Genomic DNA, 26,202 nt, shown 5'->3' with positions numbered 1-26,202 from the left:
TCCGGGCTTGATCCGCTTCCCGTGGCTGACCCGCTTGCGACTCCCGCCGCTTCCACTTTCCGGAGCGGCGGGAGTCCGCCCGCGCTGCGGGTCGAGGGCCTGCGCAAGACGTACGAGGACGGCTTCACCGCGGTGGCCGGGCTCGACCTGGAGATACCGGATGGTGCGTTCTTCGGGCTGCTCGGCCCGAACGGCGCGCCGTACCCGAACCCTCTCGTCGCCGATCGCGCCGTCGATCTGCTCCGCGTGAACAGCGCGCTGTGTACCGCACCGGGCTGTGCCCGCTGTCGGGGCTGACACTTCCCCGCAGCCCCCGCAATCCCTGACGAACACCGCCCGCGCGGTGTGCTGTTGTCCTCCCCACCCCGGTACGACGCCGTCGTGTGCGCCCCCGCATGCCGCCGCGCTTCCGGGGTGTACCCCCCCAGCCGGAGCCCACCATGAGTGAACCCCCTGGCGCCACCGTCACCCTCCCCGAAGCGCCGACCGCCGCCGAATCATCGAAAGCCCTCACTGCCCAGCGAGTTCTGCCGCTCCGCCGGCCAGGGCGCTGGATCGCCGCCGCGGTCGTGCTGGTCCTGGTCGCCCAGTTCGTGCACGGACTGGTCTCCAACCCCTTCTACCAGTGGGACCGCTGGGGCTACTGGTTCCTGCGCCCCACCATCCTCGACGGCCTGCTCATCACCCTCGAAGTCACCGCCTACAGCGCGGTGCTCGGCCTGATCGGCGGTATCGTGCTCGCCCTGGCCCGGCTGTCGAGGAGCCCCGTGCTGCGCGCGGTCAGCTGGACCTACGTCTGGGCGCTGCGCTCCATCCCGCTCATCGTGGTACTGATCTTCCTCTACAACTTCAGTGCCCTGTACAAGACGTTGAGCGTCGGCATTCCCTTCGGCCCGGCCTTCTTCTCCTTCGACGAGTCGAAGCTCGCCACCGACATGGTCGTCGCCGTCGTCGGCCTCAGCCTCAACGAGGCCGCCTACGCGGCCGAGGTCGTTCGCGGCGGCATCCTCTCCGTCGACCAGGGCCAGCACGAGGCGGCCGCGGCGCTGGGCCTGCCGAAGGGCTACCAGTTCCGGAAGATCGTCTTTCCGCAGGCGCTGCGCTCGATCATCCCGAACTACGTCAACCAGCTCATCGGCCTGATCAAGGGCACCTCACTGGTCTTCTACGTCTCCCTGCTGGACCTGTTCGGCTCCGCGCAGACCATGGGCTCCACCTACCCCGGTGACATCGTGCCCCTGCTGCTGGTCGTCACCGTCTGGTACCTGATCCTGACCAGCGTCGTCTCCGTCATCCAGTTCTACGTCGAGCGGCACTACGCCCGCGGGGCCACCCGCAGCCTGCCGCCGACACCGCTGCAGAAGCTCCGCACCGGGCTCACCGACCTGCGGGAGCGCATCCGCCGGGAGGCCGCCGTATGACCGCCAAGACCGCCGACGCCCGGGCGGACGTCGAGGCCGCCACCGTCGAGGTCCACGACGTGCACAAGTGGTACGGCACCCACCGGGTACTGGACGGCGTCGACCTGACCGTCCGCCCCGGCGAGGTCACCGTCATCCTCGGCCCCTCCGGCTCCGGAAAGTCCACCCTGCTGCGGGTCATCAACCACCTGGAGAAGCCCGAGATCGGCCACGTCAGCATCAATGGCGAGTTGATCGGCGTGAAGCGACAGGGCGACCGGCTCAAGGAGCTGAGCGAGCGCGCCATCCTCACCCAGCGCGGACGGATCGGCTTCGTCTTCCAGAACTTCAACCTCTTCCCGCACCTGACCGTCCTGGACAACGTGGCCGCCGCCCCGGTCGCCACCGGCAGGCTCGGCAGGCCCGAGGTGCAGGAGCTGGCCCGCGAACTCCTCGGCCGGGTCGGCCTCGCCGACAAGACCGGCGCCTACCCTCGCCAGCTCTCCGGCGGCCAGCAGCAGCGCGTCGCCATCGCCCGCGCCCTCGCCCTGCGCCCCGGCGTCATCCTCTTCGACGAGCCCACCTCCGCCCTCGACCCCGAACTGGTCGGCGAAGTCCTCGCCGTCATCAAGGACCTGGCGACCAGCGGCACCACCCTCGTCATCGTCACGCACGAGATCGGCTTCGCACGCGAGATCGCCGACCGAGTCGTCTTCATCGACGCCGGCAAGATCATCGAGCAGGGGCCGCCCTCCGAGGTCCTCGACGCACCACGGCATGAGCGGACCCGGGACTTCCTCAGCAAGGTCCTGTGACCCGCCGCCCCCACGACCTCCCCCCACGCCACCCCCTCATCACCGCCCCTGAGCGACAAGGAACGGCCATGGCCACCCACTTCACCCGACGCAGCCTGATACGCGGCATCACCGCGGCGACCGCCGTCGCCTCCCTGGCCACCGGGCTCGCCGCCTGCGGTGGCAACAGCGACGCGGCCACCTCCACCGACAGCGCCGCCAAGGCCGGCGAGGTCGTCATCGGCCAGGTCTCCAACGGCGCCGCCCAGCAGACCTCCATCAAGGTCTCCGAGGTCAAGTCCATCAGCGGCGAACTGCCCGCCGCCGTCAAGAAGAGCGGCAAGCTGGAGATCGGCATCGGCGCCCTGCCGGCCGGCTTCCCGCCGCTGGCCTACGTGGGCGGCGACCAGAAGACCCTCACCGGTGCGGAACCCGACCTCGGCCGCCTGGTCGCCGCGGTCCTCGGCCTCCAGCCCGAGGTGAAGAACTCCACCTGGGAGAACCTCTTCGTCGGCATCGACAGCGGCAAGGTCGACGTGGCCTTCTCCAACGTCACCGACACCGAGGAACGCAAGAAAAAGTACGAGTTCGCCTCCTATCGGCAGGACAACCTAGCCTTCGTGGTGCCGAAGAAGAGCACCTGGAACTTCGACGGCAACTACGAGAACCTCGCCGGCAAGACCGTCTCCGTCAGCTCTGGCACCAACCAGGAAAAGATCCTTCTGGAGTGGAAGGCGAAGCTGGCCAAGGAAGGCAAGAAGCTCACCGTCAAGTACTTCCAGGACAGCAACAGCGTCTACCTCGCCCTGTCCAGCGGCAAGATCGACGCGTACCTCGGCCCCAACCCCGGCATCGCCTACCACAACCGCGAGGTCGCGGACACGCCCAACGCCACCCGCACCGCGGGCACCTACTCCGGCGCCGGCGCGAGCCTGCAGGGCCTGATCGCGGCCACCGCGAAGAAGGACAGCGGGCTGGCCAAGCCGCTCGCCGACGCCATCAACTACCTGATCAAGAACGGTCAGTACGCCGAGTGGCTCAAGGCCTACAACCTCTCCAACGAAGCCGTCGCCAAGTCCGAGGTCAACCCGCCCGGACTGCCCCTCGACAACTCCTGACCACGCGTGAGCGGACTCCACCGCCGCCTCGCGGTGGAGTCCCCGCGCGCCGGACACCCCGAGCCGCACCCCGGAGACTGCCACACCATGTCCGTGATCAGCATCGACGCCAGCTCCTCGCACATCCTGGACAACCCCGCCTGGGCCGCGCTCACCGGCCCCCACGTTCACTTCGCCCAACGCATCGGCCACGCCGCCCGCTACCACCAGGACGTGGCACCCTTCCACGCCCTCTTGGACGAGGACGACCCGCGCGCCTGGGCCGACCTCGCCGCACTCGTCGGCCCTGGCGGCACCGCCGCGGTGCGGGGCGTGACCGAGGCGGCAGTGGGCTGGGAGGTCGTGCGCACCGGACACGGCGTCCAGCTCGTGGACACCTCCCTGCGCGCCGAGCCCGACCCCGAGGCCGTACGGCTCGGCCCCGGCGACGTGCCCGAGATCCTCGACCTGGTCGCCCGCACCGAGCCGGGCCCCTATCTGCCCCGCACCGTCGAGATGGGCACCTACCTCGGCATCCGTCACCAGGGCCGGTTGATCGCCCTGGCCGGCGAGCGGCTGCACCCGCCGGGCTGGACGGAGATCAGCGCCGTGTGCACCGATCCCGACCACCGCGGCCGGGGCCTGGCCACCCGTTTGGTCCGCGCGGTCGCCGCCGGCATCAGGGAACGCGGCGAACGCCCCTTCCTCCACGCCGCGGCCACCAACGCGAACGCGATCCGGCTGTACGAGTCGATCGGCTTCACCCTGCGCCGCCGTACCGCCTTCTCGCTCGTCCTGCACACCGGCGCCGCCGCTCTGGAAGAAACGGCATAGCCGTGCCGTTGTCCTTGTCGAAGGTGAGTGCATGGTCCGCTCGGACGGAGGTGCGACACGTGACACGTGTACTGCGTGCCGTCCACCTCCACTCCCGGCCCCACATCGACCTCCAGCGCGTGGCCGGCTCCCTCTGTAGCTCCTGACCCCGTTTCCCCAGCCGCCGTGTGCCCCGACTCCCGCGGGCCGGCGATCTAGTACGGACCTCCAGGAAGGCACCTTCGTGTCCTCAACTCCCGCTTCTCACCTGCACCTTGCCGTGGCTCTCGACGGCACCGGCTGGCATCCTGCCTCCTGGCGCGAGCAAGCAGCCAGGCCCCGGGACCTGTTCACCGCCGGCTACTGGGCCGGCCTGGTCGCCGAGGCCGAGCGCGGCCTGATCGACTTCGTCACCATCGAGGACGGACTCGGCCTGCAGTCCTCGCACTACGGTGAGCCGGACGGCCGTACCGATCAGGTCCGCGGACGCCTGGACGCCGTATTGATCGCGTCCCGTATCGCACCCTTGACCCGGCACATCGGACTGGTGCCGACCGTGATCGCCACTCACACGGAGCCGTTCCACATCTCCAAGGCGATCGCCACTCTCGACTACGTCAGCACCGGCCGGGCCGGTCTGCGCGTGCAGATCTCGCCCCGGCCGCACGAGGCCGCGCACTTCGGTCGCCGCACCTTTCCACCGCTCAGCCTGGAGGGCATCCAGAGTCCGGCCGGGCAGGAACTGCTCACCGACCACTTCGATGAGGCCGCCGACTACGTCGAGGTCGTGCGCCGGCTCTGGGACAGCTGGGAGGACGACGCGGAGATCCGGGACGTCGCCACCGGCCGCTTCATCGACCGCGACAAGCTGCACTACATCGACTTCGAGGGCAGGCACTTCAGCGTCAAGGGCCCGTCCATCACCCCGCGCCCGCCCCAGGGCCAGCCGCTCGTCACCGCCCTGGCCCACCAGACGATCCCGTACCGGCTGGTGGCCCGCCAGGCCGACGTCGGCTACGTCACTCCGCACGACGCCCGCCAGGCCCGCGCGATCGTCGCCGAGATCCGCTCCGAGCAGGAGGCGGCCGGACGCGCCGGTGAACTCCTGCACGTCTTCGGCGACCTGGTGGTCTTCCTCGACGACGAGCCGGCCGCGGCGGAGGACCGCCGTGCACGTCTCGACGCCCTCGCGGGAGAGCCGTACACCAGCGACGCCCGCATCTTTGCCGGTACGCCCGCCCAACTCGCCGATCTATTGCAGGAGGTGGCGGCGGAGGGGCTGAGCGGCTTCCGGTTGCGGCCCGCCGTCGCCGGGCACGACCTGCCCGCCATCACCCGGGGCCTGGTGCCCGAACTCCAGCGCCGCGGCGCCTTCCGCACCGCCTACGAGGCCGACACCCTGCGCGGCCTGCTGGGCCTCGCCCACCCCGCCAACCGCTACGCCGCAGCGACCGCCTGAGCCGGAAGGACCGCACCGACATGAGCAAGCCGCTGAAGCAGATCCATCTGGCCGCACACTTCCCGGGCGTCAACAACACCACCGTGTGGAGCGACCCGAAGGCCGGCAGCCACATCGAGTTCAGCTCCTTCGCGCACTTCGTCCGGACCGCCGAACGCGCCAAGTTCGACTTCCTCTTCCTCGCCGAGGGACTCAGGCTCCGCGAACAGGGCGCAAAGATCTACGACCTGGACGTTGTCGGCCGCCCCGACACCTTCACGATCCTCGCCGCGCTCGCCGCCGTCACCGAACACCTCGGCCTGACCGGAACCATCAACTCCACCTTCAACGAGCCCTACGAGGTGGCCCGCCAGTTCGCCAGCCTCGACCACCTCTCCGGCGGCCGCGCCGCCTGGAACGTCGTCACCTCCTGGGACGCCTTCACCGGCGAGAACTTCCGCCGCGGCGGCTTCCTGCCGCAGGGCGAGCGTTACTCCCGGGCGAAGGAGTTCCTGGCCACGGCGGGCGAACTCTTCGACTCCTGGCACGGCGACGAGATCATCGCCGACCAGGCGACCGGCGTCTTCCTACGCGACGCGAAGGCCGGCTCCTTCGTGCACACCGGCCAACACTTCGCCATCCACGGCCAGTTCAACGTCCCGCGCTCCCCGCAGGGCCGTCCCGTCATCTTCCAGGCCGGCGACTCCGACGAGGGCCGCGAGTTCGCCGCATCGAGCGCCGACGCCATCTTCAGCCGCTACGCCACCCTCGAAGGCGGCCAGGCCTTCTACACGGACGTCAAGAACCGCCTCGCCAAGTACGGCCGCCGCCATGACCAGTTGCTCATCCTGCCCGCCGCGACCTTCACCCTCGCCGACACCGACGCCGAGGCGGAGGAGCTGGCCCGGGAGGTGCGCCGCCAGCAGGTCAGCGGGGCCACCGCCATCAAGCACCTGGAGTTCGTCTGGAACCGGGACCTGTCCGCCTACGACCCCGAAGGCCCGCTGCCCGACATCGACCCGGACGTCAGCGACAACCACATCTCCAAGGGCCGCGCCCAGGTCCGCATGTACCGCGACCCGCTGGCCACCGCCCGCGAGTGGCGCGAGCTGGCCGAGGCCAACAACTGGTCCATCCGCGACCTGGTCATCAACACCGGCAACCGCCAGAACTTCGTCGGCTCCCCGGCGACCATCGCCAAGACCATCAACGACTACGTCCAGGCAGACGCCAGTGACGGCTTCATCCTCGTCCCGCACATCACCCCGACCGGCCTCGACGACTTCGCCGACAAGGTCGTCCCGCTGCTGCAGGAACAGGGCGTCTTCCGCACCGACTACGAGGGCCCGACGCTCCGGCACCACCTCGGCCTCGCCCACCCGGACGAGGCGTCCGACGAGCGGGCGGCGTCGTGAAGTTCCTCGCGATCACCTTGATCGTGCATCGACCGGACCCGGTCACCGGGGTGCAGAAGTCCACACACGACCGGTTCCGCGAGGTTCTCGACAACGCCCTGCTCGCCGAGGAGCTGGGGTTCGACGGCTTCGGCGTGGGGGAGCGGCACGAGCGGCCGTTCATCTCCTCGTCCCCGACCGTCGTACTGAGCCATGTGGCAGCCCTGACCAAGCGGATCCGCCTGTTCACGGCCGTGACCACGCTCAGCCTGCTGGACCCGGTCCGCGCGTACGAGGACTACGCCACCCTCGACCATCTCTCGGGCGGCCGCCTCGACCTGATCATCGGCAAGGGCAACGGCGCCGCCCAACGCGACCTGTTCCACGTCACGCCCGAGGACCAGTGGGACCGCAACGCCGAGAGCTACGAGGTCTTCCGGAAGATCTGGCGCCAGGACAAGGTCACCGCCGACACCCGCTTCCGTCCGCCGCTGACCGACGCCGAGGTGTGGCCGCGGCCGTACCAGCAGCCCGTCCGGGTCTGGCACGGCAGCGCCACCAGCAAGGAGTCGGTCGACCTCGCCGCCCGCTACGGCGACCCGCTGTTCTCCGCCAACGTCACCAACCCCATAGAGGCGTACACCGAGTTGATCCGCCACTACCGCGAGCGCTGGGAGTTCTACGGCCACGACCCGGCGCGGATCGCCGTCGGCGCCGGCACCGCGGGCATCTATGTCGCCCCCACCTCGCAGGAGGCGCTCGCCGCGTACCGGCCGATCTTCGAGGCCAACGTGGCCTTCTTCAAGAAGGCAGGCCTGCCGGTGGTCTTCGAAACCCTGGAGGACTTCGTCGAGCGCAGCTCGGCGCTGATCGGCAGCCCGCAACAGGTCGTCGACAAGGTGCACCGCTACCACGAGCAGTTCGGCCACACGGTCGTCCACCTGCACGCCGACGCGGGTGGGCTGCCAGAGTCCCAGCACCGCGCCTCCCTCGAGCTGTTCCAGTCCAAGGTCGCCCCCGTGCTGCGCCGCGAGATCCCCGACCCGCCGTTCGCCTGGGGCCCCGTGCTTTCGGCATCACCGCTCACTCAGGAGTCCGTCCGTGTCTGACATCTCCCTCGGCGTCCTCGACCTGGTCCCGATCTCCTCCGGATCGACGGCAGCCGATGCCCTGCGCAATTCCCTCGATCTCGCACAGCAGGCCGAGCGCTTCGGGTATGCCCGCTACTGGTTCGCTGAGCATCACCTCAATCCCGGCGTGGCAGGCACGTCACCCGCCGTCGTCCTGGCGCTGACCGCATCCGCCACCTCCACCATCCGGCTCGGCTCCGGGGCCGTGCAGCTCGGGCACCGCACGGCGCTGTCCACCGTGGAGGAGTTCGGCCTGCTCGACACACTGCACCCGGGCCGCTTCGATCTGGGCCTGGGCCGCTCGGGCGGCCGCCCGCCGGGACAGCCGGCCGCCCCCTTGTCGACGGCGACCCCCGTCGCCGACGGCCGCACCCCGAACGGCCTGCTGATCCCATCCCGCTTCTCCTTCGAACATCTGCTCGGCTCGCCCCGCATCGCGCTGCAGCGCAGGCTGCTCCTGCTGCCGGGCGCCGAGTCACAGGACTACGCCGAGCAGATCGACGACATCCTCGCCCTGCTGGCCGGCACCTACCGCTCGCCGGAGGGCGTCGAAGCGCACGTCGTGCCAGGGGAGGGCGCCGACGTGGAGGTGTGGATCCTGGGCAGCAGCGGGGGTCAGAGCGCAGAGGTGGCGGGCGGCAACGGTCTGCGGTTCGCGGCCAACTATCACGTCAGCCCGGCCACGGTCCTGGAGGCGGTGGAGGGCTACCGGTCCTTCTTCCAGCCCTCCGAGTTCCTCGACAAGCCGTACGTCAGCGTCTCGGCGGACGTCGTCGTCGCAGCGGACGTCGCAACGGCCCGTGAACTCGCCACCGGCTACGGCCCGTGGGTGCGCAGCATCCGTACCGCCGAGGGCGCCATCGAGTTCCCGACGCCGCAGGAAGCGCGCGCCCACGAATGGACCGACGAGGACCGGGCCCTGGTCCAGGACCGCCTCGACACCCAGTTCGTCGGCTCGCCGGGCCGGGTCGCCGACCAGCTGGAACAACTGCAGGAGGCCACGGGCGCGGACGAGTTGCTCATCACGACGATCACCCACGACCACACGGACCGGGTCCGCTCGTACGAACTGCTCGCGGAGGAATGGCGCCGACGGGGGCACTTCCAGTAGTGAAGGCCCGCGCCGTCGACGTCGCCCTGGAGATCGGCAACCAGACCTTCGAAGTGACCGGCGCCCGTGCCACCGCCGCATCCGAGGGCCTGCCGCTTCTGGCGCAACGTCCGCACCCACCATCCATGACCCTGTCGCCCACAAGCGGCCAGAGGCCGGGCGCTGGGTCATCGAGGGCGAACTGCCCGAACCGACCTGGTACTCCTGACCGCCCCCAGAGCGCCTCCCAGGCGGAGGCGCCCCCCTTCTCCCCGAAAGAGGACCCATGGCCACCGTCCTGTCCGTCTCCGGCAGCCCTTCCGCCTCCTCCCGCACCAACCGCCTGCTGCGCCACCTGGACCAGCGACTGACCGCTCAGGGGCACGACGTCGTTCCGCTCGACGTTCGCACCATCCCCGCCGAGGCCCTGCTCGGCGCGGACTTCCGGCATCCGGCGATCGTTGAGGCCGCCGAACTGTTCGCGAGTGCCGACGGCGTCGTCGTAGGAACACCCGTCTACAAAGCGTCGTACTCCGGAGTCCTCAAGGCGCTCCTCGACCTGCTCCCGCAGTACGCACTCACCGGAAAAACGGTCCTCCCTCTCGCCACCGGCGGTTCCACCGCGCATGTCCTTGCCATCGACTACGCCCTGCGTCCGGTCCTCAACTCCATGGGTGCCGCGCACATCGTGCAGGGCTGGTTCACCCTCGACAAGGACATCACCGCCCACGACGACGGCTCGATCACAGTCGCACCGGCCGCCGCCGAGGCGCTCACCCAGGTCGTCGACCAGTTCTCGCTGGCGCTGGGCCGTACCCCGCTCCTGGCCGCGGCGAGCTGAGGCCATGACCGCACACGTCATCACCGACGGCGCCGAGGCCGCCACTGTCGCGTCCGCCCCGAGCAACGAGTTCCGGGCGGGCGCCTCGGCCCGCGACGCCGAACGCCGGCTTCCCCGCGAGGAGCTGCACCGGCTCTCCGCCGCGACGCCGACGAACGTCCCCTGATCGCACCCCAGATCGGAGCCCCGAGTGTCCCTCACCTTCCACTGGTTCCTGCCGACCAACGGAGACAGCCGCCACGTCGTCGGCGGCGGCCACGGCACCCCCGCCACCGAGTCCGGGCGCGACCGGCCGCCCACGGTCGCCTACCTCAGCCAGATCGCCCGCGCCGCCGAGGACCTGGGCTTCGTCGGCGCACTCACGCCGACGGGAGCCTGGTGCGAGGACGCGTGGCTGACCACCGCGATGGTCAGCCAGAACACCGAGCACCTGAAGTTCCTCGTCGCCTTCCGGCCCGGCTTCGTCTCACCGACGCTCGCCGCGCAGATGGCCTCCACCTTCCAGCGGCAGACCGGCGGACGGCTTCTGCTCAACGTCGTCACCGGCGGGGAAAGCCACGAGCAGCGAGCCTACGGAGACTTCCTCGACAAAGACGCGCGCTACCGCCGTACCGGCGAATTCCTCGAGATCGTACGAGGGCTGTGGGAGGGCAAGACCGTCGACCTGCGCGGCGAGCACCTCCATGTCGAGGACGCGAAGCTCGCACGGGTACCCGACCCGATCCCCGAGGTGTACTTCGGGGGCTCCTCACCGATCGCCGGAGAAGTCGCCGCCAAGCATGTCGACGTCTATCTCACCTGGGGCGAGCCGCCCGCCGCCGTCGCGGAGAAGATCGCCTGGATCCGGGCGTTGGCCGACAAGGAGGGACGTAGCGTCCGCTTCGGCATCCGCCTGCATGTCATCACCCGCGACACCTCCGAACAGGCCTGGGCCGAGGCGAACCGACTCCTGGACGGCTTCGACCCGGAGGCGGTCAAGACCATCCAGGCGGGCCTGGCCCGCAGCGAGTCCGAGGGCCAGCAGCGCATGCTCGCCCTGCACGACGGCGGCAGCCGTGACCGCCTGGAAATCCACCCCAACCTGTGGGTAGGCATCGGCCTGGTGCGCGGTGGCGCGGGCACCGCCCTGGTCGGCAGCCACGACGAGGTCGCCGAGCGGATCAAGGAGTACCACGCTCTCGGCATCGACGAGTTCGTGCTCTCGGGCTATCCGCACCTGGAGGAGGCCTACTGGTTCGGCGAGGGCGTCCTGCCGAGACTTCAGGCGCAGGGCCTGTGGCAGCACCCGTACGGACAGCAGGCCGCCCTCTCGGCCCAAGTGCCCTTCGCCGGCGCCGGGGGCCCGCGATGACCACCTGATCGCGGCGGAGGTCGGATGCGCCCATGTGATCGCTACGACGACGAGGCGGTCGCTGTCGCCGTCGAGCCGACCTCCGAGGTCGCCCGTGAGGCTGCCTGCGATACCGAGCCACCACCCCAGGCACCTTCGCCGACTTCGTCGACCTCGTCGTCCCGGAACCGCGCAGCCGCGGCAGGCTCCTGACCTCGTCCGGCGGCGCCACGGCCCGTGAGCGCCTCCACGGCCCGACCGGCAGCCCTCGGGGCCGGGACAACCGTCCGGCTGCGTGCCATCGCGAACTCGCCATCCGGGAGCGTGAATCAGCCGGAGCGTGCCTGTATCCCTAGTTTTCCTATCGAATTACTATGGAAGTATTGACGATGATCGAAGAGGAGAGTGAGGATGATGAAGCCGACGCCTCTCCGCGCACTGTTGCACTCCCACGCCGCCTCGCCGGGCATCGCGTCGTCCTCGGCCCCCTGAAGGAAGACGCCATGACAACAGCACTGAGGTGCAGCGACAGCCGCAGTCGCACGAAGCGGGTCCGGATATGACGGTGAGGGCCGACGAGGTGACCGACGCGGGAGCCGGGCAGGTCGACTGGCTGCACATAGCCCGTGAGATGGCGGACGACCTGGCCGCGGACGCGGTCGAGCGCGAACAGGCCGGCAAAGCACCGCTCGACGAGGTCGCACGGCTGCGCGAGTCGGGGCTGCTGACATTGTTGGCACCGGCCGAGCAGGGGGGAGGAGGTGCGGACTGGCGCACGGCCTACACGGTCGTCCGGACCGTCGCCGCGGCCGACGGGGCCATCGGCCACCTGCTGGGCCACCACTACTTCCTGTCCTTCACCGCCCGTTTCTTCGCAGACCCTGCATGTGCCGCCCGTGTCGAGCGGGAGTCGACGGAGGGGCAGTGGTGCTGGGGAGGCGGTATCGCCTCACACGAACCGCCGCTCATCCTGACTCCCACGGCGAGCGGCTATCTGCTGAACGGCTACCAGAGGTACGCCACCGGCGTCGGGATCGCCGACCGGCTGGTGGTCCGAGCCGCCAGGTACGGCACGGGTGAGCCGCTGGCCGTCCTCGTCGACCCCACCCACCCGGGTGTCGTGAGCGGCAGCAGCGGGGACACCTTCGGCCAGCGGCTGGCAGCCGGTGGCGCCGTGGAGTTCGACTCCGTACCGGTAGCGGCGGACGATGTGTTCGGCTCGCTCTCGCCCGACGAGGGCGTCCTGTCACCCTTCGCCTCTCTTGCCGTGCCGACCGCGCGCCTGGTCTCCGCCCAGTTCTGTCTCGGCATCGCCGAGGGACTGCTGGACGAGGTCCACGAGCACGGAAGGGTCGTGCGGTCGCCCTGGCAGCCCTTCTCGCCCCAGCCCTGGCCGGGCAGTCCCCCGCAGGATCCCTACGCGCTGACCGTGTACGGCGAGCTCGCCGTCGTCGCACGTGCCGCGTCCGCTCTCGCCGAGCAGGCGGTGGATGCCCTCCTGCGCGGCCTCGTGCAGGACGAGGATCTCCACGACGAGGAGTGCGCGGAGATCGCCGTCCTCGCGAGCGTGGCCGAGGCTGCGGCCTCCCGGGCCGCGCAGGAGATCACTAACCGTGCCCTGGAGGTCGTCGGAGTCGAGGCCGCTTCCATGCGGCACGGCTTCGACCGCTTCTGGCGTGACGCCCGGACCCACACCCTGCGTGAACCGGCCGCCCACAGACTGCGTGAGATCGGGGACTACTTCCTCAACGGTGCGCACCCGTCCTTCATCCTTCCTGCCTGACGGCGCAGCCGGTGACGGGCGGACTCGGCAGTGATGGATAATCGCGGCATGCGGATCTCGGCGCGGGCGGACTATGCGGTGCGGGCGGCCCTGGAGCTGGCCGCGGCAGGGGACGAGGCCTCGCTCAAGGCCGAGGCGATCGCCTCGGCGCAGGGGATCCCGCACAAGTTCCTGGAGGGGATCCTCGGCGATCTGCGCCGGGGTGGTCTCGTGGTCAGCCAGCGGGGCGGAAAGGGTGGCTACCGTCTCGCCCGCCCGGCTGGCTCGATCGCCATCGCGGACGTCATCCGTGTGGCGGACGGACCCCTGGTGTCGGTGCGGGGGGTGCGCCCGCCCGAGCTCTCCTACTGTGGTCCCGCGGAGTCGCTGCTGCCGCTGTGGATCGCCGTACGTGCCAATGTTCGAAAGGTTCTCGGCGAGGTCACCCTGGCCGACGTGGCTGCGGCCAAGCTGCCCGACGAGGTCCTGAGCCTCGCGGAGGACCCCGAGGCCTGGACGAATCCCTGACCGGCGTCCGGTCAGCGAGCAGATCTCCGAGACGGACAAGCTCATCGAGGGCCGATTTTCGCGAGCGTGAACTCGCCGACATCGTCTTGAGCATCCCGGGCATCGGTACGTGCTTGGTGCGGAGTTCTCAGCCACCACCCCAGATTCCAGCGCGTCTCATCGTCTATGGAGGTCGTCTCCTGGCCGCACGGTAGGTCGCCGTCACAGCGCCCGCGTCGCATAGGCCCTGACGTCCGCGTCCGCGTCCGTCGTCGCGGTGGCCAGGGCCGCTCGGGCGTCCTCGACGGCACGGTGGCGGGTCAGGGCCAGTACGGCGGCCTTGCGGACGTCGGCGTTCAGGTCGGTGAGGGCCTTGGCGAGGACCGGCACGGCCAGGTCGGAGTCTGCGGCGGACAGAGCGGTGGCGGCGCCGGCCCGTACCTGCCAGGCCGGGTCGGACGAGGCCTCCTCGGCGCGTGTGGCCAGGGCTGTCGGGCAGCCCGTCGTGCCGAGAGCCTCGTAGGCGGCCCCACGCACCAGGGCGTCGGGATCGTCGACGAGCGCGGCGAGAGCCGAACGGGCCAGGTCCGAGCCCGTGCCCAGGGTGGCCAGGGCCTTGGCGATCGTGACGCGGACCTCGCGGGACGGATCGACGGCCGCTGCGCGGGCCACCTCTGCGGCGGCGTCGACCGACACGAGTGCCCGCACGGCCGCGATGCGTACGGCGATGTCGGAGTCCGTCAGGGAGTCGGCGAACACCTCGGCGTCACCGAGCCGCAGGGCACGCAGCACGTCCAGTGCGGCGGTACGGACGGCGGGGTCGGCCTCGGACAGGGCGGCGGCGAGGCCGTCGCGCAGGGCCGGTTCCGGCGGCAGCATCTCGACCAGTTCGCGCAGGGACGCCGCTGCGGCGGCGCGGACGCCGACGTCGGTGTCGGTGAGCGCCGAGGCCAGTGCGGGTCCGGTGCCCGGCGGCACGGTCTCCGTCAGGACCGTGACGGCCGTCCGGCGCACGCCGGGCTCGGGGTCCGTCAAGTAGGCGGCGAGCACGGAGAGATCGGGCTCGTCCTCCGCGAGGGAGAGCAGTTCGAGTAGACGAGGTGTGGCCGGCGCGTCCGTGTCGGCCTGGGGGCGGGCGGCTGTGTCGGCCAGGGTGGGTTCCTGCCGCAACGCCACCGGTGCCGCTTCCCGGGCCCCTGCCACCGCCACCTGTTCCGGGTGCACCTCGCCGAGGTGCCGGGAGGGGCCGCCGGCCGGGGCGAAGCCGCCGACGGGGACCAGGTAGGGAGCCACGGGCCGGGCCGTGAACTCCATCGCACCCGAGGGGGACTTGTACAGGTCGAGATGGTGGAACCAGGAGGCGTCGTCGCGCTGCGGATGGTCGAGCCGGTCGTGGTAGAGGCCCCAGCGGGACTCGGTGCGGGCCAGGGAGGCACGGGCGGCCATCTCGGCGCAGTCGCGGATGAAGGTGACCTCGGCGCAGCGCATGAGTTCGTGCGGAGTGCGGGCGCCCATCGCGGCGATGTCGTCGTGCATCCGCTCGAAGGCCTCCAGGGCGAGGGAGAGACGGGCGCCGGACTTCGGCGGGGTGACGTAGTCGTTCACGAAGCGGCGCAGTTTGTACTCGACCTGGGGCTGCGGCGGCCCGTGCGGGTTGCGTAGCGGACGGTAGATCAGCTCGTGCGCCTCGCGGAGCTGGTCGGCGGGCAACTCACCCTCGTAGGGCGGGTACTGGGAGGCGTCCGCGCCAGCGAGGTCGCCGAAGACGAACGCGCCGATCATGTAATTGTGCGGAACGCAGGCCAGGTCGCCCGCGGCGTACAGCCGGGGGACGGTCGTACGGGCGTGGTCGTCGACGCGGACGCCGGAGGCCGAGTGGCCGCCGCACAGGCCGATTTCGGAGATGTGCATCTCGACGTCGTGGGTGCGGTAGTCGTGGCCGCGGCCGGAATGGAAGGTCCCTCGGGTGGGTCGCTCGGTCGAGTGCAGGATCGACTCCAGGGCGGAGACCGACTCCTCGGGCAGGTGGCTGAGCTTCAGGTAGACCGGGCCTCGGTCGGAGGCGACCTCGGCCGCGAACTCGGCCATCATCTGGCCGGACCAGTAGTCGGAGTCGACGAAGCGCTCACCATGCCGGTTGACCTGGTAGCCGCCGAAGGGGTTGGCGACATAGGCGCAGGCGGGGCCGTTGTAGTCCTTGATCAGCGGGTTGATCTGGAAGCACTCGATGCCGGTGAGTTCCGCGCCGGCGTGGTAGGCCATGGCGTAGCCGTCGCCCGCGTTCGTCGGGTTCTCGTACGTGCCGTACAGGTAGCCCGAGGCAGGCAGACCGAGCCGGCCGCAGGCGCCCGTCGCCAGGATCACGGCACCCGCGCGGATGGTGACGAACGCGCCCGTGCGGGTGTGAAAGCCCACCGCTCCGACGGCCCGCCCTTTTGCCGTCAGCACCCGCACCGGCATCACACGGTTCTTGATGCGGATCCGCTCCCGCATCTCCCGGCGCCGCAGCTGCCGGTACAGGACCTTCTTGACGTCCTTGCCCTCCGGCATCGGCAGCACGTAGGAGCCCGAGCGGTGCACCTGGCGGACCGCGTACTCGCCGTGCTCGTCCTTCTCGAACTTTACGCCGTACGACTCCAGTCGCTGCACCATGGCGAAGCCGCGGGTGGCGGTCTGGCGGACGGTGGACTGGTCGACGATGCCGTCGTTGGCGTGGGTGATATCGGCGACGTAGTCGTCGGGCTCCGCCCGGCCGGGGATGACAGCGTTGTTGACGCCGTCCATGCCCATGGCGAGCGCGCCGGAGTGGCGGACGTGGGCCTTCTCCAGGAGGAGCACGTCCGCGCCGTGCTCGGCTGCGGTCAGGGCCGCCATGGTGCCGGCGGTGCCGCCGCCGATGACGAGGACGTCGCAGCTGATCTCCTCGGCGTCGGTGAGGGCCGGGATCTGCAGGGGGGTGTCCACCGGAATGCCTTTCAAGAACCGAGTGACGTGAGGACTTCGCGCCGCAGGGCGATGCGCGTCGGATCGTTATGAGCGGCGCGGTCGCGGGGGCGCGGCACGTCTCGTACGGCGATGAGGTGGCCGTTGCCGAGCAGGGCCACGCGGTCGCCGAGGAACAGGGCCTCGTCCACGTCGTGGGTGACGAAGACGACGGTCGCGCCGGTGTCGCCGAGCACCTCGACCAGCAGGTCCTGCATGCCGGCGCGGTTCTGGGCGTCGAGGGCGCCGAAGGGCTCGTCCATCAGGACGGCGAGGGGCGTTCCCGCGAGGGCGCGGGCCAGCTGGGCGCGCTGGCGCTGCCCGCCGGAAACGCGGTGCGGCAACTGCCGGGACTGCTCGGTGAGTCCGACCCGGGCCAGCCACGCCTCCGCTTGCGTGCGACGTTCCGTGCGCGGCACTCCGCGGATGGCCAGCGGGAGCTCCACGTTGGCCCGCAGGGTGCGCCAGGGGAGCAGGGCGTCCTCCTGGAAGACCAGGGCGCGTTCGGCGGACGGGCCGGTCAGGGACTGCCCGTCCTGGCTGATCTCTCCGGAGAGCGGGGGTAGCAGGCCCGCCAGGGTGCGCAGGAGAGTCGACTTGCCACAGCCGGACGGACCGACGACGGTGAGGATCTCGCCCGGCGTGACGTCCAGGTCGACGCCGGCCAGGACGGGGGCGTCGGGGCGGCCGAGCGTGGCGGCGTGGAAGGTGAGCCGGGTGCCGCGTACGGCGGACGGCGTCTGCTCCACCGTACCGAGGCCGGCACTGGTGTCAGACGAGGTGCTCATCGCGTGCCTCCTTGGGGTCGGAGGGCTGGTCGGTGCGTGCGGCCGTGGGGGCCGGCGGGGCGGGAGCGAGCGCGCGCGGTGGCGCCGGCCGGGCTTCGGGGACGTACGACGTACGCGGCAGCCACCGGGTCAGGCGTCGGCCCAGGAGTTCCACCGCGGTGGAGGTCAGCCAGCCGAGGACGCCGATCGTGACCATGCCGACGAAGACGCCGGGGTAGTTGACGATCGTGTAGTCCTGCCAGGTGCGGTAGCCGACGCCGTACTGGCCGGAGATCATCTCGGCGGAGATCACGCAGATCCACGAGACGCCGATGCCGACCGACAGGCCGCCGAAGATGGCGGGCAGTGCGCCCGGCAGGACGACCGAGCCCAGGATGCGCCACCGGCCGCCGCCCATCGTGAGCACGGCCTCCTCCCACACGGGGGTCAGCGCACGGACGGCGTGCCGGGTGGAGACCAGGACCGGGAAGAAGGCGGCGGTGAAGGTGATGAAGACGATGCCCTGTTCGTTGGAGGGGAAGAGGAGGATCGCGACGGGGACCAGGGCGATCGCCGGGATCGGGCGGATCACTTCCAGGATGGGGCCGAGCAGGTCCTCGGCGAGACGGGAGCGGGCCACGAGCACGCCTACCGTTACGCCCAGCACCGCGGCTAGCAGGAAGCCGGTGAGGATGCGGGTCAGGCTGTCTGCGAGGTCCGTCCAGTAGTCCGGCCCGGAGAGGCGGTCGGCGAAGGCGTGGGCAACGTCGGTGACCGTGGGGAACTGCGAGAAGCGCAGCCACAGGTCGACGTCCAGGCCGGTCAGGAGCTGCCAGAGGCCCAGGGCTGCCGCGAGGGCGGCCACCCGCAGCGCATGCCGGCCGATCGGCGGGAGGGGTCGCTGTTTACGGCCCGCTCGCGGCGCGGGCCGGCTCATGCGGCACGCTCCAGGGCGTTGGCGTATGTGATGACGCGGGCGCCGCCGTGCGCGGAGACGTACGCCTGCGCGGTCGCCGGGGCGACGAAGGGCAGGAGCTTCTCACCGTCGGCCACCCACACAGCCTTGTCGGCGAACCACAGGGTGCCGGTGGTGGCGTCGGGCACGTAGGCGGCGCGGATGCCGTCGCGGTGGGCGCCCACGTACCTCAGGAGGTGTGCCGGGGAATTGAAGGCCTTGGTCTCCTCGGCGCTCTTCGGCCATGCCTCGCTCGTGGGGGCGGGCGGCGTGGCGGCGAACTGCTTCGCGTACGACGCCCCGAGGGCCTTCTCCACGTACTGGTCGTCGACGAAGGAGTCCACGTCCACATCGCCGGTCAGCTTCGCCGCTTTCAGCACCGACACGTCCTGCTTGAGCGCGGAGACGAGCTGCGGCTTGACGGCCGGATCGAAGGTGGAGATGCCATGGGCGCCGTTGTAGAGGTAGACGACTTCGGCGGGCAGGCCGGTGGCCTTGGCGACCTTCTCGGCGGCGGCCACGGGGTGGGCGTTGAGGTATTCGGTGGCCTCGGCCTGGGCCTTGAGGAAGGCGTCCAGGACGGCCGGCCGCTGCTTGGCGAAGTCCTCGCGGGCGGTGACGCCGTGGAAGGTGGGCAGGTTCAGCTGGGCGCCGTCGTACAGGGCCTTCGCCTTGCCCTGGAAAGCGAGCAGACCGGGCCAGGCGACGAACTGCGAGAGCGCGTCCGTGCTGCCCGCGGCAAGGGCCGACGCGCCGACGGCGGGCTGCTGGTTGAGCTTTTTGATGCCGTCGTTCGGGTCGATGCCGGCGCGTTGCAGGGCTCGTACGAGGGTGCCGTCGGCGGCGGAGCCCACGCTCGTGGAGACTTTCTTGCCCTTCAGGTCCGTCAGGGAGGTGAGCTTGGAGTCGGGGGCGGTGACGATGGTGTTGAGGCCGCCGCGGAGGTTGTAGCCGGTGACGGAGACCAGGTGGGTGGGGCGGTTCAGCTGCTTGCCGCGGGCGGCGTTGATGAGCAGCGGGAAGTCGCCCATCGAGCCGATGTCGATCTTCCCGGCGGTCATCTGGGCGGTGATGGGGGCGCCGGTGGCGTAGTCCTGCCAGTCGACCCTGTATGTCTTGCCGTCGTGGAGGGAGTTCAGCTGCTTCTCGAAGTAGCCGAGCGAACGGAGGAGCGTCCCCGCGGTGACGGTGTTGATGGTCTTGGACTGGTAGCCGACGGTGACGGTGACGGTGGAGCCGTCACCGCCTGCCGCGGCGTTGCCGCCGCAGGCGGTGAGCGGCGCGAGGAGCAGGACGGCCGCTGCGGCAAGTGCTGTGCGTTTCATGGGAGGTGTGACCTTTCACCGGAGCAGGTAGGGCATGTTGACCGTGACGGCTCCGGTGGGACAGCGGGCCGCGCACGGGCCGCAGTACCAGCACTCGTCGACGTGCATGTACGCCTTGCCGCTGCTGTCGTCGATGGCGAGGGAGTCCAGCGGGCACATGTCCACGCAGAGGGTGCAGCCGTCGATGCACTTGGACTCGTCGATGGTCACGGGCACGTCGGCCCGCTGGGGTGCCAAGGGCATGGCTGTCTCCAGGGAGGTCGGGCAAGGAGGGTGGTCGCGTCAGAGTGAGCGGTGCAGCAAGCCGCTCATAGTGATGCGGTCGCCGCGGAAGCGGATGAACTCGAGATCGACCGGACGGCCGTCGGAGAGGTGGGTGAGGCGTTCCAGCATCAGGACGGCGGCGCCCTGCGGGGCTTCGAGGACGGCTGCGGAGTGGGCGTCGGCGTTCACCGCCTCCAAGCTGATCTCGGCATGGCCGAGACGTCGGCCGGTGAGCGTCTCCAGGAGCCGGAAGATGTCGGTGTTCTCCAGGTCCTCGCCGAGCAGGGCGGTGCCGAGGTCGAGGGGGATGTACGTGAGGTCGAGGGACAGGGGCAGGCCGTTCAGCCGGCGGAGACGTTCGATGTAGAGGACGTCGGCAGCGGGCGGGAGGCGCAGCCGGTCGGCCACCGGGGCCGGGGCGGGGACGGGGCCCACGGTGCGTACTTCGTTGGTGACGTGGCCGTGTTCGCGAAGGGTTTCCGCGAGGCCCATCAGGCAGTCGAGACCGTGAGGGTACTTCTGGGCCACGACGACCGTGCCGACGCCGGGGAGGCGTTCCACCAGGCCCTCGGCCCGAAGCAGGTCCAGTGCCTGGCGGACGGTGTTGCGGGAGGCGCTGTAGTCGGTGACGAGGGTCGTCTCGTGGGGAAGCGCGCCGTCCGGGAACTCCCCGGCCAGGAGCTGGTGGCGGAGCAGGTCGGCGAGCTGGCGTGCCCGGTCCGCGCGCAGCCGTCGCCGCGCACGGTGGGCGGCGACGGTGGTCGCGCCCTGGCCGGCGTGGTCTCGGATGCGGTCCGCGGTTGACATGTTTTGGACCATACCTATCTGGTAGGGAAAGCGGTGTTGCTGGAGTATTGCGCCACCTGACACGCGATCAGGTGCCATCTGACCTGCGGTTTTGTTGGACGGACGGGAAGATCTGCCAGCGCCGTGGCCTACGCCCCACGAGAACCAACGAGGCGCCCAGCGGGAGAGTTCGCAGAGCCGATCCTCCCCATGCCTGAGGCGGCCCGCCTCCCGCGCACAACGACAGCACCGGCTCCGCTGTGAGGCGATGACGCCTCTGCCGGCCGGTGCCGTGTGCGTGTGCGCCGTTGGCTGACGGGACCGGGTAGCGCACCCGCCGCCGCTCGGGATCCGTTCGTTCAGCGGTTGACCAGCAGGCCGCGGCTGCGCAGTACCCACCGCTCCAGCGGGCTGAAGATCAGCAGATCGATGACGATACCGACGAGCAGGATCAGGAAGACGGCCAGGAACACCTGGGACATGCTGGAGTTGTTCCGCCCGTTCTCCAGCAACTGGCCCAGACCGACGCCCAGATCGGGCGAGGAAGCGATGATCTCGGCGGCCATCAAAGACCGCCACGAGAACGCCCAGCCCTGCTTCAGCCCCGCCAGATAGCCGGGCAGCGCCCCCGGCATCACGATGTGCCAGGCCCCGCGCAGTCCGGTCGCGCCCATCGTCCGACCGGCCCGCAGGAACAGCGGCGGAATCTGGTCGATGCCCGCGACAAGGCCGTTGGCGATGGAGGGAACGGCGCCGAGCAGGATCACGGCGTACATCATCTTGTCGTTCAGGCCCAGCCAGATCACGGCGGGCGGCACCCAGGCCACGGACGGCAGCGACTGCAGGCCGGACAGGATGGGGCCGATGGCCGCCCGGACGAAGGCCACCCGGGCGACGAGCAGGCCGAGCGGCGTACCGATGGCGAGCGCCAGCAGGAAGCCGAGCAGACCGCGGGAGACGGACGTCCAGATGTAGTCGAGCAGAGTGCCCTGGACCCAGGCATCGCGCACCTCGCCCCACACATCGGAGGGCGCGGGCAGCTTGTAGTCGGGGGCGACGTTCGCCCACACCAGCAGTTGCCAGACGACCAGCACCAGTGCCACGGCGGTGACGGGGGGCAGGACCTTGCGTATCAGGGTCTCGCGCAGCGGCGTGCGGCCGGACTGCACCGATTCCAGGGCGTCGAGGCCGGCTTCCAGCCCCGCCAGACCGTAAGCGTCCCGGGTCTGTTCGGACACCATGGAGCCGTCCTTCTCGGTGTCGACGCCGGTGTCAGTGCTGGCCATGGCGGCGGATCTCCCCACGCAGTTCTTCGGTGATCTCGACGGACAGCTCGGCGACCGCGCTGTCCTCGATGCGGCGTGGCTGCGGAATGCCGACGGCCCACTCCCGAGCGATGCGGCCCGGGCGGGAGGACAGCAGCACCACCCGCTGGGCCAGCCGGACCGCCTCGCGCACGTTGTGCGTCACGAACAGCACCGACAGCCCCGTCTCACTCCAGATGCGGGTCAGCTCGTCGTGCAGTACGTCACGGGTGATGGCGTCCAGCGCGGCGAACGGCTCGTCCATCAAGAGCAGTCGGCTGTCCTGGGCCAGCGCCCGGGCCAGCGCGACCCGCTGGCGCATACCGCCCGACAGCTCATGTACCCGCTTGCGGTGGGCGCCCTGCAGCCGTACGAGTTCCAGCAGCCGTTCCGCCTCCGCGCGGCGCTCCGGCTTGGCGACCCCGCGCAGCTTCAGGGCGAGTTCGATGTTCTTGCCCGCGGTCAGCCATGGGAGCAGGGCGTGTTCCTGGAACATCAGGGCGGGCCGGCCGTCCGTGGCGATCGTGCCCGTGGACGGCTGGTCCAGTGCCGCGACCAGGTTGAGCAGCGTGGACTTGCCGCAGCCGGAGGCTCCCAGGAGGGTGACGAACTCGCCCGGTGCGACGTCGAGCGTGATGTCGTCCAGCACGAGCTGCCGTCCGCCGGGTGAGCCCGGTGCGGAGAAGGACTTCGAGACGTGCTCGACACGGGCGGCGTACGTCACCGCCGTGGCGTCCTCGGCAGCCTTGGCAACCGTGGTGGCCATGGTCGTCACCTCCTGGGGACTCATCGGGTGCGGTTCCCGGTTACTCGGCGCCGAGACCGGCGTCGTCGACCTCGCTCTTGCCTTCGGCCCTGAGGACCTTGTTCAGGAGCGTGAGGTCGTAGATGCCCTTCAGATCGGGCTTCTCCAGCAGACCGGCCTTGACCGCGTGCTCCGCCTCGGTGTTGAGGGTGGAGGCCAGCGGGTCGTCGGTGAACTGGATGGACTTCCAGGCGGGGTCGATGACCTCGGCGGGCAGCGCCTTGCCCGACAGCTTTTCCAGCGCCTTGTTGGCGGAGGCCTTCGCCTCGTCCGGGTTGGCGTTGATCCACGCGTTGGTCTTCACCGAGCCGCGCAGCACGGCCTCGACGACGTCCGGGTGCTCCTTGAGGAACTTCTGCGACACGATGATGTTCGTGATCACGAACTTCTTGTCGGGCCACAGCGTCGACTCGTCGAGCAGTACCTTGCCGCCCTCGGCGACCAGCTTGGACGCGGTCGGCTCCGGCACCCAGGCGCCGTCGATGGAGCCCGACTTGTAGGCGTCCGGGGTGATCTTGTTGTCGGTGCGGACGACGGACACGTCGCCCTTGCCGCTTTCGGCGTCGACCTTCCAGCCCTGGTCCGCGATCCAGTTGAGGAACGCGACGTCCTGGGTGTTGCCGAGCTGCGGGGTGGCGATCTTCTTGCCCTTGACGTCCTTCAGGGACTTGATCTTCTTCGGGTTGACGACGAGCTTCACGCCGCCGGAGGCGGAACCGCCGATGATGCGCAGGTTCTTGCCGTTCGACTTGGTGTAGCCGTTGATGGAGGGGGAGGGGCCGATCCAGCCGATGTCGATGGATCCGGCGTTCAGCGCCTCGATCTCGGAGGGGCCGGCGTTGAAGGTCGATGCCTTGATCGTGGTGCCGCCGAGCTCCTTCTGGAACAGGCCCTCCTGGACGCCCACCAGAGCGGTGGCGTGCGTGAGGTTGGGGAAGTATCCGATCTTCACTTCGTCGGCGGAGAGCTTCTTGGCGCCCGCCGCGGCCGCCGGGGTCTGCTTGCCGTCATCGGTGGACTTGGAGCCGTAGCCGCAGGCGGTGAGCAGGAGGGGGAGCGCGGCTATGACGGCGAGGGTGCGCAGGGTGGTGAGCGGTCTTGCGGCAGACACGGAGGTGTCCTCTCAGGGAAGGAGGGTGATCAAAGGGGTGTGGGATGGCGTGCTGAGTCTCAGACCGGCCGACAGATAGCGCTGCGCGTACGGCCGAAGTCGATGTGACGACGCGAGGTCAACACGGGCAGCACCCGGTCTGCGCAGCTGAGCGCTCCCACGGCCACCCCCTGATCCCTAGTTTTCCTACCTGGTTGCTAGGGATCGTGGCAGAAGGTGGCACCCGCCCCCAAGGGGGCGTTCACATAATGGACGCGACAATCTCAATCCTCGGGATCAGTGGTGATTGGCCCAGCGTGTCAGCGGTTTCCCAGGCATCCGGATCTCTTACGCTGGTGGCTCCAGGGCCACACGTCCGCCGAGCGCGGCGGAGAACTGTCGGCGACCCGCTCGGGTGCCTCCCGTGCGGCGGACTCTACGACGACACCACCGCGCTTCCGCACCTCGGAGTCTTTGTCCAGCACGAACCAGCCGGGCGTGATTACGCGGGGCCCAAGGAGGTGAGCGCCGGGCGCAGTTCGTAGTCGATCGCCAGGACGTGTGCCGTGCTCCCGCCGGTCGCCAGCGGTAGTACGGTCTTGCACTCCAGCGCGCACTGCGGCAGTAGATTGAGCAACGCCTGCAGCTGCCCGGAGTGCGCGGCCTTGTAGACCGGGATGCCGATGACTACGCCGTCGGCGCTACGGAAACGCTCGATGGCGTGGACTGTCTCCGGGTGTCCGATGTCCGCGTGCAGCAAGGCTTCGGCCGGAAGGGTGCGGACATCGAGGCGCGCCGGGCAGTTCGCTGGCGGCTCAGCAAGTGGGTCCGACCCGCGTATCCGTGAAAGCTATGGCCGATCACCGTCGGCTGGATTCAGCGGCGCTATGCGGCGCAGTTCGAGGAGTCGGGCGAGCCAGTCGGTGCGGGTTCGGCGGGCTGTGGTCGAGATGTGTGCCTGCGGGTACAGGGCGTCGAAGCCGTGGAAGCCGCCCGCCCAGACGTGGAGTTCGGCCTGGCCGGCCGCCGCCCAGATACGGGTGGCGTAGTCGGTGTCCTCGTCACGGAAGACCTCGGCGGAGCCGGTGTCGATGTAGGTGGTCGGCAGGCCCGACAGATCCTTGGCCAACGCCGGCGAGACGTATTGGGACACCTCGGCGTCGGTGAGGTCGCCGAGGACTGAGCCCCATCCGAACGCGTTCATCTCACCGGTCCAGACGCCGGGCACGCCGGAGTACTGGCGGCTGGAGGTGGTGGTGTTGCGGTGGTCGAGCATGGGGCAGATCAGCATCTGCGCGGCGATCGCCGGGCTGCCGAGGTCGCGGGCCAGCAGGGTGACGCCGGCGGCGAGGCCGCCTCCCGCGCTGGCGCCCGCGACGACGATCCGGGCGGGGTCGATGCCCAGTTCGGCGGCGTGTTCAGCGACCCAGAGCAATCCCCGGTAGCAGTCGTCGACCAGGACGGCGCCGGTGGCCTCCGGCGCGAGCCGGTAGTCCACGGAGACCACGACCGCGCCGAACCGGTCGAGCCATTCCAGCGGGATGTCGATCTGGGAGAAGCGGTCGCCCATGACCATCCCGCCGCCGTGGATCCAATAGATGCAGGGTGGGGCGGTGCGATCGGTGTTCGCAGGGCTGAAGACCGACAGGGGGATCGGGGTGCCGTCCTTGGCGGGCACGGTGATCTCGCGCCGGTCGACCTGTCGGTGTTCGAGGAGGGATTCGATGGGCGGCGAGGGGAGTTGGCGCAGGTGAGCGAGGACTTCCGGGTTGAGCCGGGATATGAGGGGCATGTCGGCCAGGAGTTCACGCAGTTCGGGGTCCAGGGCGGGTCGTGCCATGGCCATGATCGTTGCCTTTCGTGGGGGGGCGCCGGACGGTCGGGTGGGCAGCCTGCGGCCTCGGCGGGCGCCGGGGCCGCAGGCCGGGGGAGTGATCGGGCTTCAGAAGGCGGCCTTGCCGCGGACCGGGACGTAGTCGGTGTACTCGGGCTCCTTGGCCAGCAGCGGGTCGATCTGCGCCACGATGGCCTTGGCGGCCTCACCGGCGAAGATCCGGTGATGGTCGTCCTCGCTGGTCCAACCCTCGATGACGTGGACGACGTCGGGATCGGACGCGGAGCGGGAGACCAGGTAGACGACGCATTGTTCGCTCGCGCCGGGGCTGCCCTCGTCCAGGCCGGTCAGCAGCAGGTCGACCAGCCGGTCGCCCATGCCCGGCCTGACGGTCAGGGTGGCACTGAAGCCGTAGTTGGCGATCATGATTGCCTTCTTGGTCGGTGTTGGAGTTCGGTCGTTCCATTCAATCCACCTGACCTGCGGAAATGTTA

General features: G+C 70.0%; 26 protein-coding genes and 2 pseudogenes. 16 read left to right on the top strand and 12 right to left on the bottom strand.

The features are described 5' to 3' along the window. Positions 1 to 21 precede the first annotated feature (21 nt). From H305_RS54155 to H305_RS0134235, 16 genes and pseudogenes are all read left to right on the top strand, one after another. Positions 22 to 297, top strand: a complete 276-nt coding sequence (locus H305_RS54155) for a hypothetical protein (protein WP_028804447.1) — start codon at positions 22 to 24, stop codon at positions 295 to 297. Positions 298 to 440: 143 nt separating this feature from the next. Next, positions 441 to 1,421: an amino acid ABC transporter permease gene (locus tag H305_RS0134295; RefSeq protein ID WP_028804446.1), complete on the top strand. Its 981-nt coding sequence runs from the start codon at positions 441 to 443 to the stop codon at positions 1,419 to 1,421. Then, the gene (locus tag H305_RS0134290) at positions 1,418 to 2,215 is read left to right on the top strand and encodes an amino acid ABC transporter ATP-binding protein (protein WP_028804445.1); all 798 of its coding nucleotides are present in this window, start codon (positions 1,418 to 1,420) and stop codon (positions 2,213 to 2,215) included. Before H305_RS0134295 ends, H305_RS0134290 begins: the two co-directional genes overlap by 4 nt. Positions 2,216 to 2,283: 68 nt before the next feature. Continuing rightward, positions 2,284 to 3,312: an ABC transporter substrate-binding protein gene (locus H305_RS0134285; protein ID WP_028804444.1), complete on the top strand. Its 1,029-nt coding sequence runs from the start codon at positions 2,284 to 2,286 to the stop codon at positions 3,310 to 3,312. 87 nt (positions 3,313 to 3,399) lie between these two features. Next, positions 3,400 to 4,125, top strand: a complete 726-nt coding sequence (locus H305_RS0134280; RefSeq protein ID WP_028804443.1) for a GNAT family N-acetyltransferase — start codon at positions 3,400 to 3,402, stop codon at positions 4,123 to 4,125. A gap of 2 nt (positions 4,126 to 4,127) precedes the next feature. After that, positions 4,128 to 4,271 (top strand): putative leader peptide, encoded by a 144-nt coding sequence (locus tag H305_RS56490; protein ID WP_420708180.1) that lies wholly within the window; start codon positions 4,128 to 4,130, stop codon positions 4,269 to 4,271. A 77-nt stretch (positions 4,272 to 4,348) separates the two neighbouring features. Then, positions 4,349 to 5,563 carry an LLM class flavin-dependent oxidoreductase gene (locus H305_RS0134275; RefSeq protein ID WP_028804442.1) on the top strand — a complete coding sequence of 405 codons (1,215 nt, stop codon included), beginning with the start codon at positions 4,349 to 4,351 and terminating at the stop codon, positions 5,561 to 5,563. A 20-nt stretch (positions 5,564 to 5,583) separates the two neighbouring features. Beyond that, a complete protein-coding gene (locus tag H305_RS0134270; protein WP_028804441.1) occupies positions 5,584 to 6,957 on the top strand; it encodes an NtaA/DmoA family FMN-dependent monooxygenase in 1,374 nt (457 codons plus the stop codon). Continuing rightward, on the top strand, positions 6,954 to 8,045 hold the full coding sequence (locus H305_RS0134265; RefSeq protein ID WP_028804440.1) for an LLM class flavin-dependent oxidoreductase: 1,092 nt from the start codon (positions 6,954 to 6,956) through the stop codon (positions 8,043 to 8,045). The genes H305_RS0134270 and H305_RS0134265 overlap by 4 nt, the downstream gene beginning before the upstream one ends. Further along, positions 8,038 to 9,177 carry an LLM class flavin-dependent oxidoreductase gene (locus H305_RS0134260; protein ID WP_028804439.1) on the top strand — a complete coding sequence of 380 codons (1,140 nt, stop codon included), beginning with the start codon at positions 8,038 to 8,040 and terminating at the stop codon, positions 9,175 to 9,177. The genes H305_RS0134265 and H305_RS0134260 overlap by 8 nt, the downstream gene beginning before the upstream one ends. Then, positions 9,090 to 9,385 (top strand): annotated as a pseudogene (locus H305_RS56145) (monooxygenase); the annotation flags it as partial. The gene H305_RS0134260 and the pseudogene H305_RS56145, both read left to right, overlap by 88 nt. Positions 9,386 to 9,442: 57 nt before the next feature. Continuing rightward, a complete protein-coding gene (gene ssuE, locus H305_RS0134255; RefSeq protein WP_028804438.1) occupies positions 9,443 to 9,997 on the top strand; it encodes an NADPH-dependent FMN reductase in 555 nt (184 codons plus the stop codon). A gap of 4 nt (positions 9,998 to 10,001) precedes the next feature. Next, positions 10,002 to 10,163, top strand: coding sequence for a hypothetical protein (locus tag H305_RS52855; protein WP_324608127.1), 162 nt, complete (start codon positions 10,002 to 10,004; stop codon positions 10,161 to 10,163). Positions 10,164 to 10,187: 24 nt separating this feature from the next. Further along, entirely contained in the window at positions 10,188 to 11,348 is a 1,161-nt protein-coding gene (locus tag H305_RS0134245) for an LLM class flavin-dependent oxidoreductase (protein WP_028804437.1), read from the top strand. Positions 11,349 to 11,886: 538 nt separating this feature from the next. Next, complete coding sequence (locus H305_RS0134240) at positions 11,887 to 13,110, top strand: acyl-CoA dehydrogenase family protein (RefSeq protein WP_028804436.1); 1,224 nt, start codon at positions 11,887 to 11,889, stop codon at positions 13,108 to 13,110. A gap of 48 nt (positions 13,111 to 13,158) precedes the next feature. Further along, complete coding sequence (locus tag H305_RS0134235) at positions 13,159 to 13,617, top strand: RrF2 family transcriptional regulator (RefSeq protein WP_028804435.1); 459 nt, start codon at positions 13,159 to 13,161, stop codon at positions 13,615 to 13,617. 201 nt (positions 13,618 to 13,818) lie between these two features. Here the strand turns inward: H305_RS0134235 and H305_RS0134230 are convergent, their stop codons facing one another. The 12 genes and pseudogenes from H305_RS0134230 to H305_RS0134175 all read right to left on the bottom strand — a co-directional run bounded on the left by H305_RS0134230 (position 13,819) and on the right by H305_RS0134175 (position 26,134). Continuing rightward, positions 13,819 to 16,560, bottom strand: a complete 2,742-nt coding sequence (locus H305_RS0134230; RefSeq protein ID WP_028804434.1) for a fumarate reductase/succinate dehydrogenase flavoprotein subunit — start codon at positions 16,558 to 16,560, stop codon at positions 13,819 to 13,821. An 11-nt stretch (positions 16,561 to 16,571) separates the two neighbouring features. Then, entirely contained in the window at positions 16,572 to 17,366 is a 795-nt protein-coding gene (locus H305_RS0134225; RefSeq protein WP_028804433.1) for an ABC transporter ATP-binding protein, read from the bottom strand. Beyond that, positions 17,350 to 18,282 (bottom strand): ABC transporter permease, encoded by a 933-nt coding sequence (locus H305_RS0134220; protein ID WP_028804432.1) that lies wholly within the window; start codon positions 18,280 to 18,282, stop codon positions 17,350 to 17,352. The genes H305_RS0134225 and H305_RS0134220 overlap by 17 nt, the downstream gene beginning before the upstream one ends. Beyond that, positions 18,279 to 19,625 carry an ABC transporter substrate-binding protein gene (locus H305_RS0134215; protein ID WP_028804431.1) on the bottom strand — a complete coding sequence of 449 codons (1,347 nt, stop codon included), beginning with the start codon at positions 19,623 to 19,625 and terminating at the stop codon, positions 18,279 to 18,281. Before H305_RS0134215 ends, H305_RS0134220 begins: the two co-directional genes overlap by 4 nt. 15 nt (positions 19,626 to 19,640) lie before the next feature. Then, positions 19,641 to 19,868 (bottom strand): 4Fe-4S dicluster domain-containing protein, encoded by a 228-nt coding sequence (locus tag H305_RS0134210; RefSeq protein ID WP_016437651.1) that lies wholly within the window; start codon positions 19,866 to 19,868, stop codon positions 19,641 to 19,643. A gap of 39 nt (positions 19,869 to 19,907) precedes the next feature. Continuing rightward, positions 19,908 to 20,696 carry a GntR family transcriptional regulator gene (locus H305_RS0134205; RefSeq protein WP_028804430.1) on the bottom strand — a complete coding sequence of 263 codons (789 nt, stop codon included), beginning with the start codon at positions 20,694 to 20,696 and terminating at the stop codon, positions 19,908 to 19,910. Positions 20,697 to 21,034: 338 nt separating this feature from the next. After that, positions 21,035 to 21,961: an ABC transporter permease gene (locus H305_RS0134200; protein ID WP_028804429.1), complete on the bottom strand. Its 927-nt coding sequence runs from the start codon at positions 21,959 to 21,961 to the stop codon at positions 21,035 to 21,037. Next, entirely contained in the window at positions 21,948 to 22,745 is a 798-nt protein-coding gene (locus tag H305_RS0134195) for an ABC transporter ATP-binding protein (protein WP_028804428.1), read from the bottom strand. The genes H305_RS0134200 and H305_RS0134195 overlap by 14 nt, the downstream gene beginning before the upstream one ends. Before the next feature lie 40 nt (positions 22,746 to 22,785). Continuing rightward, complete coding sequence (locus H305_RS0134190; protein ID WP_028804427.1) at positions 22,786 to 23,895, bottom strand: aliphatic sulfonate ABC transporter substrate-binding protein; 1,110 nt, start codon at positions 23,893 to 23,895, stop codon at positions 22,786 to 22,788. A 327-nt stretch (positions 23,896 to 24,222) separates the two neighbouring features. Continuing rightward, positions 24,223 to 24,715 (bottom strand): annotated as a pseudogene (locus H305_RS47825) (NAD(P)H-dependent oxidoreductase). A gap of 9 nt (positions 24,716 to 24,724) precedes the next feature. Next, complete coding sequence (locus H305_RS0134180) at positions 24,725 to 25,720, bottom strand: alpha/beta hydrolase (protein ID WP_028804426.1); 996 nt, start codon at positions 25,718 to 25,720, stop codon at positions 24,725 to 24,727. Between the two features lie 96 nt (positions 25,721 to 25,816). Further along, positions 25,817 to 26,134 carry a putative quinol monooxygenase gene (locus H305_RS0134175; protein ID WP_028804425.1) on the bottom strand — a complete coding sequence of 106 codons (318 nt, stop codon included), beginning with the start codon at positions 26,132 to 26,134 and terminating at the stop codon, positions 25,817 to 25,819. Between the last annotated feature and the right edge of the window lie 68 nt (positions 26,135 to 26,202).

Origin of the sequence: Streptomyces sp. 142MFCol3.1 (genome assembly GCF_000424945.1) — a bacterium.
GTDB lineage: Bacteria > Actinomycetota > Actinomycetes > Streptomycetales > Streptomycetaceae > Streptomyces > Streptomyces siamensis.
This window is presented reverse-complemented; position numbering and strand designations above follow the sequence as displayed.

Excerpts from the sequence above, each read along its gene's own strand:
- H305_RS0134295 (WP_028804446.1), top strand. The coding sequence starts at position 441 with ATGAGTGAACCCCCTGGCGCCACCGTCACCCTCCCCGAAGCGCCGACC.
- H305_RS0134290 (WP_028804445.1), top strand. The coding sequence starts at position 1,418 with ATGACCGCCAAGACCGCCGACGCCCGGGCGGACGTCGAGGCCGCCACC.
- H305_RS0134285 (WP_028804444.1), top strand. The coding sequence starts at position 2,284 with ATGGCCACCCACTTCACCCGACGCAGCCTGATACGCGGCATCACCGCG.
- H305_RS0134280 (WP_028804443.1), top strand. The coding sequence starts at position 3,400 with ATGTCCGTGATCAGCATCGACGCCAGCTCCTCGCACATCCTGGACAAC.
- H305_RS0134270 (WP_028804441.1), top strand. The coding sequence starts at position 5,584 with ATGAGCAAGCCGCTGAAGCAGATCCATCTGGCCGCACACTTCCCGGGC.
- ssuE (WP_028804438.1), top strand. The coding sequence starts at position 9,443 with ATGGCCACCGTCCTGTCCGTCTCCGGCAGCCCTTCCGCCTCCTCCCGC.
- H305_RS52855 (WP_324608127.1), top strand. The coding sequence starts at position 10,002 with ATGACCGCACACGTCATCACCGACGGCGCCGAGGCCGCCACTGTCGCG.
- H305_RS0134240 (WP_028804436.1), top strand. The coding sequence starts at position 11,887 with ATGACGGTGAGGGCCGACGAGGTGACCGACGCGGGAGCCGGGCAGGTC.
- H305_RS0134235 (WP_028804435.1), top strand. The coding sequence starts at position 13,159 with ATGCGGATCTCGGCGCGGGCGGACTATGCGGTGCGGGCGGCCCTGGAG.
- H305_RS0134225 (WP_028804433.1), bottom strand. The coding sequence starts at position 17,366 with ATGAGCACCTCGTCTGACACCAGTGCCGGCCTCGGTACGGTGGAGCAG.
- H305_RS0134220 (WP_028804432.1), bottom strand. The coding sequence starts at position 18,282 with ATGAGCCGGCCCGCGCCGCGAGCGGGCCGTAAACAGCGACCCCTCCCG.
- H305_RS0134215 (WP_028804431.1), bottom strand. The coding sequence starts at position 19,625 with ATGAAACGCACAGCACTTGCCGCAGCGGCCGTCCTGCTCCTCGCGCCG.
- H305_RS0134210 (WP_016437651.1), bottom strand. The coding sequence starts at position 19,868 with ATGCCCTTGGCACCCCAGCGGGCCGACGTGCCCGTGACCATCGACGAG.
- H305_RS0134205 (WP_028804430.1), bottom strand. The coding sequence starts at position 20,696 with ATGTCAACCGCGGACCGCATCCGAGACCACGCCGGCCAGGGCGCGACC.
- H305_RS0134200 (WP_028804429.1), bottom strand. The coding sequence starts at position 21,961 with ATGGCCAGCACTGACACCGGCGTCGACACCGAGAAGGACGGCTCCATG.
- H305_RS0134195 (WP_028804428.1), bottom strand. The coding sequence starts at position 22,745 with ATGGCCACCACGGTTGCCAAGGCTGCCGAGGACGCCACGGCGGTGACG.
- H305_RS0134180 (WP_028804426.1), bottom strand. The coding sequence starts at position 25,720 with ATGGCCATGGCACGACCCGCCCTGGACCCCGAACTGCGTGAACTCCTG.
- H305_RS0134175 (WP_028804425.1), bottom strand. The coding sequence starts at position 26,134 with ATGATCGCCAACTACGGCTTCAGTGCCACCCTGACCGTCAGGCCGGGC.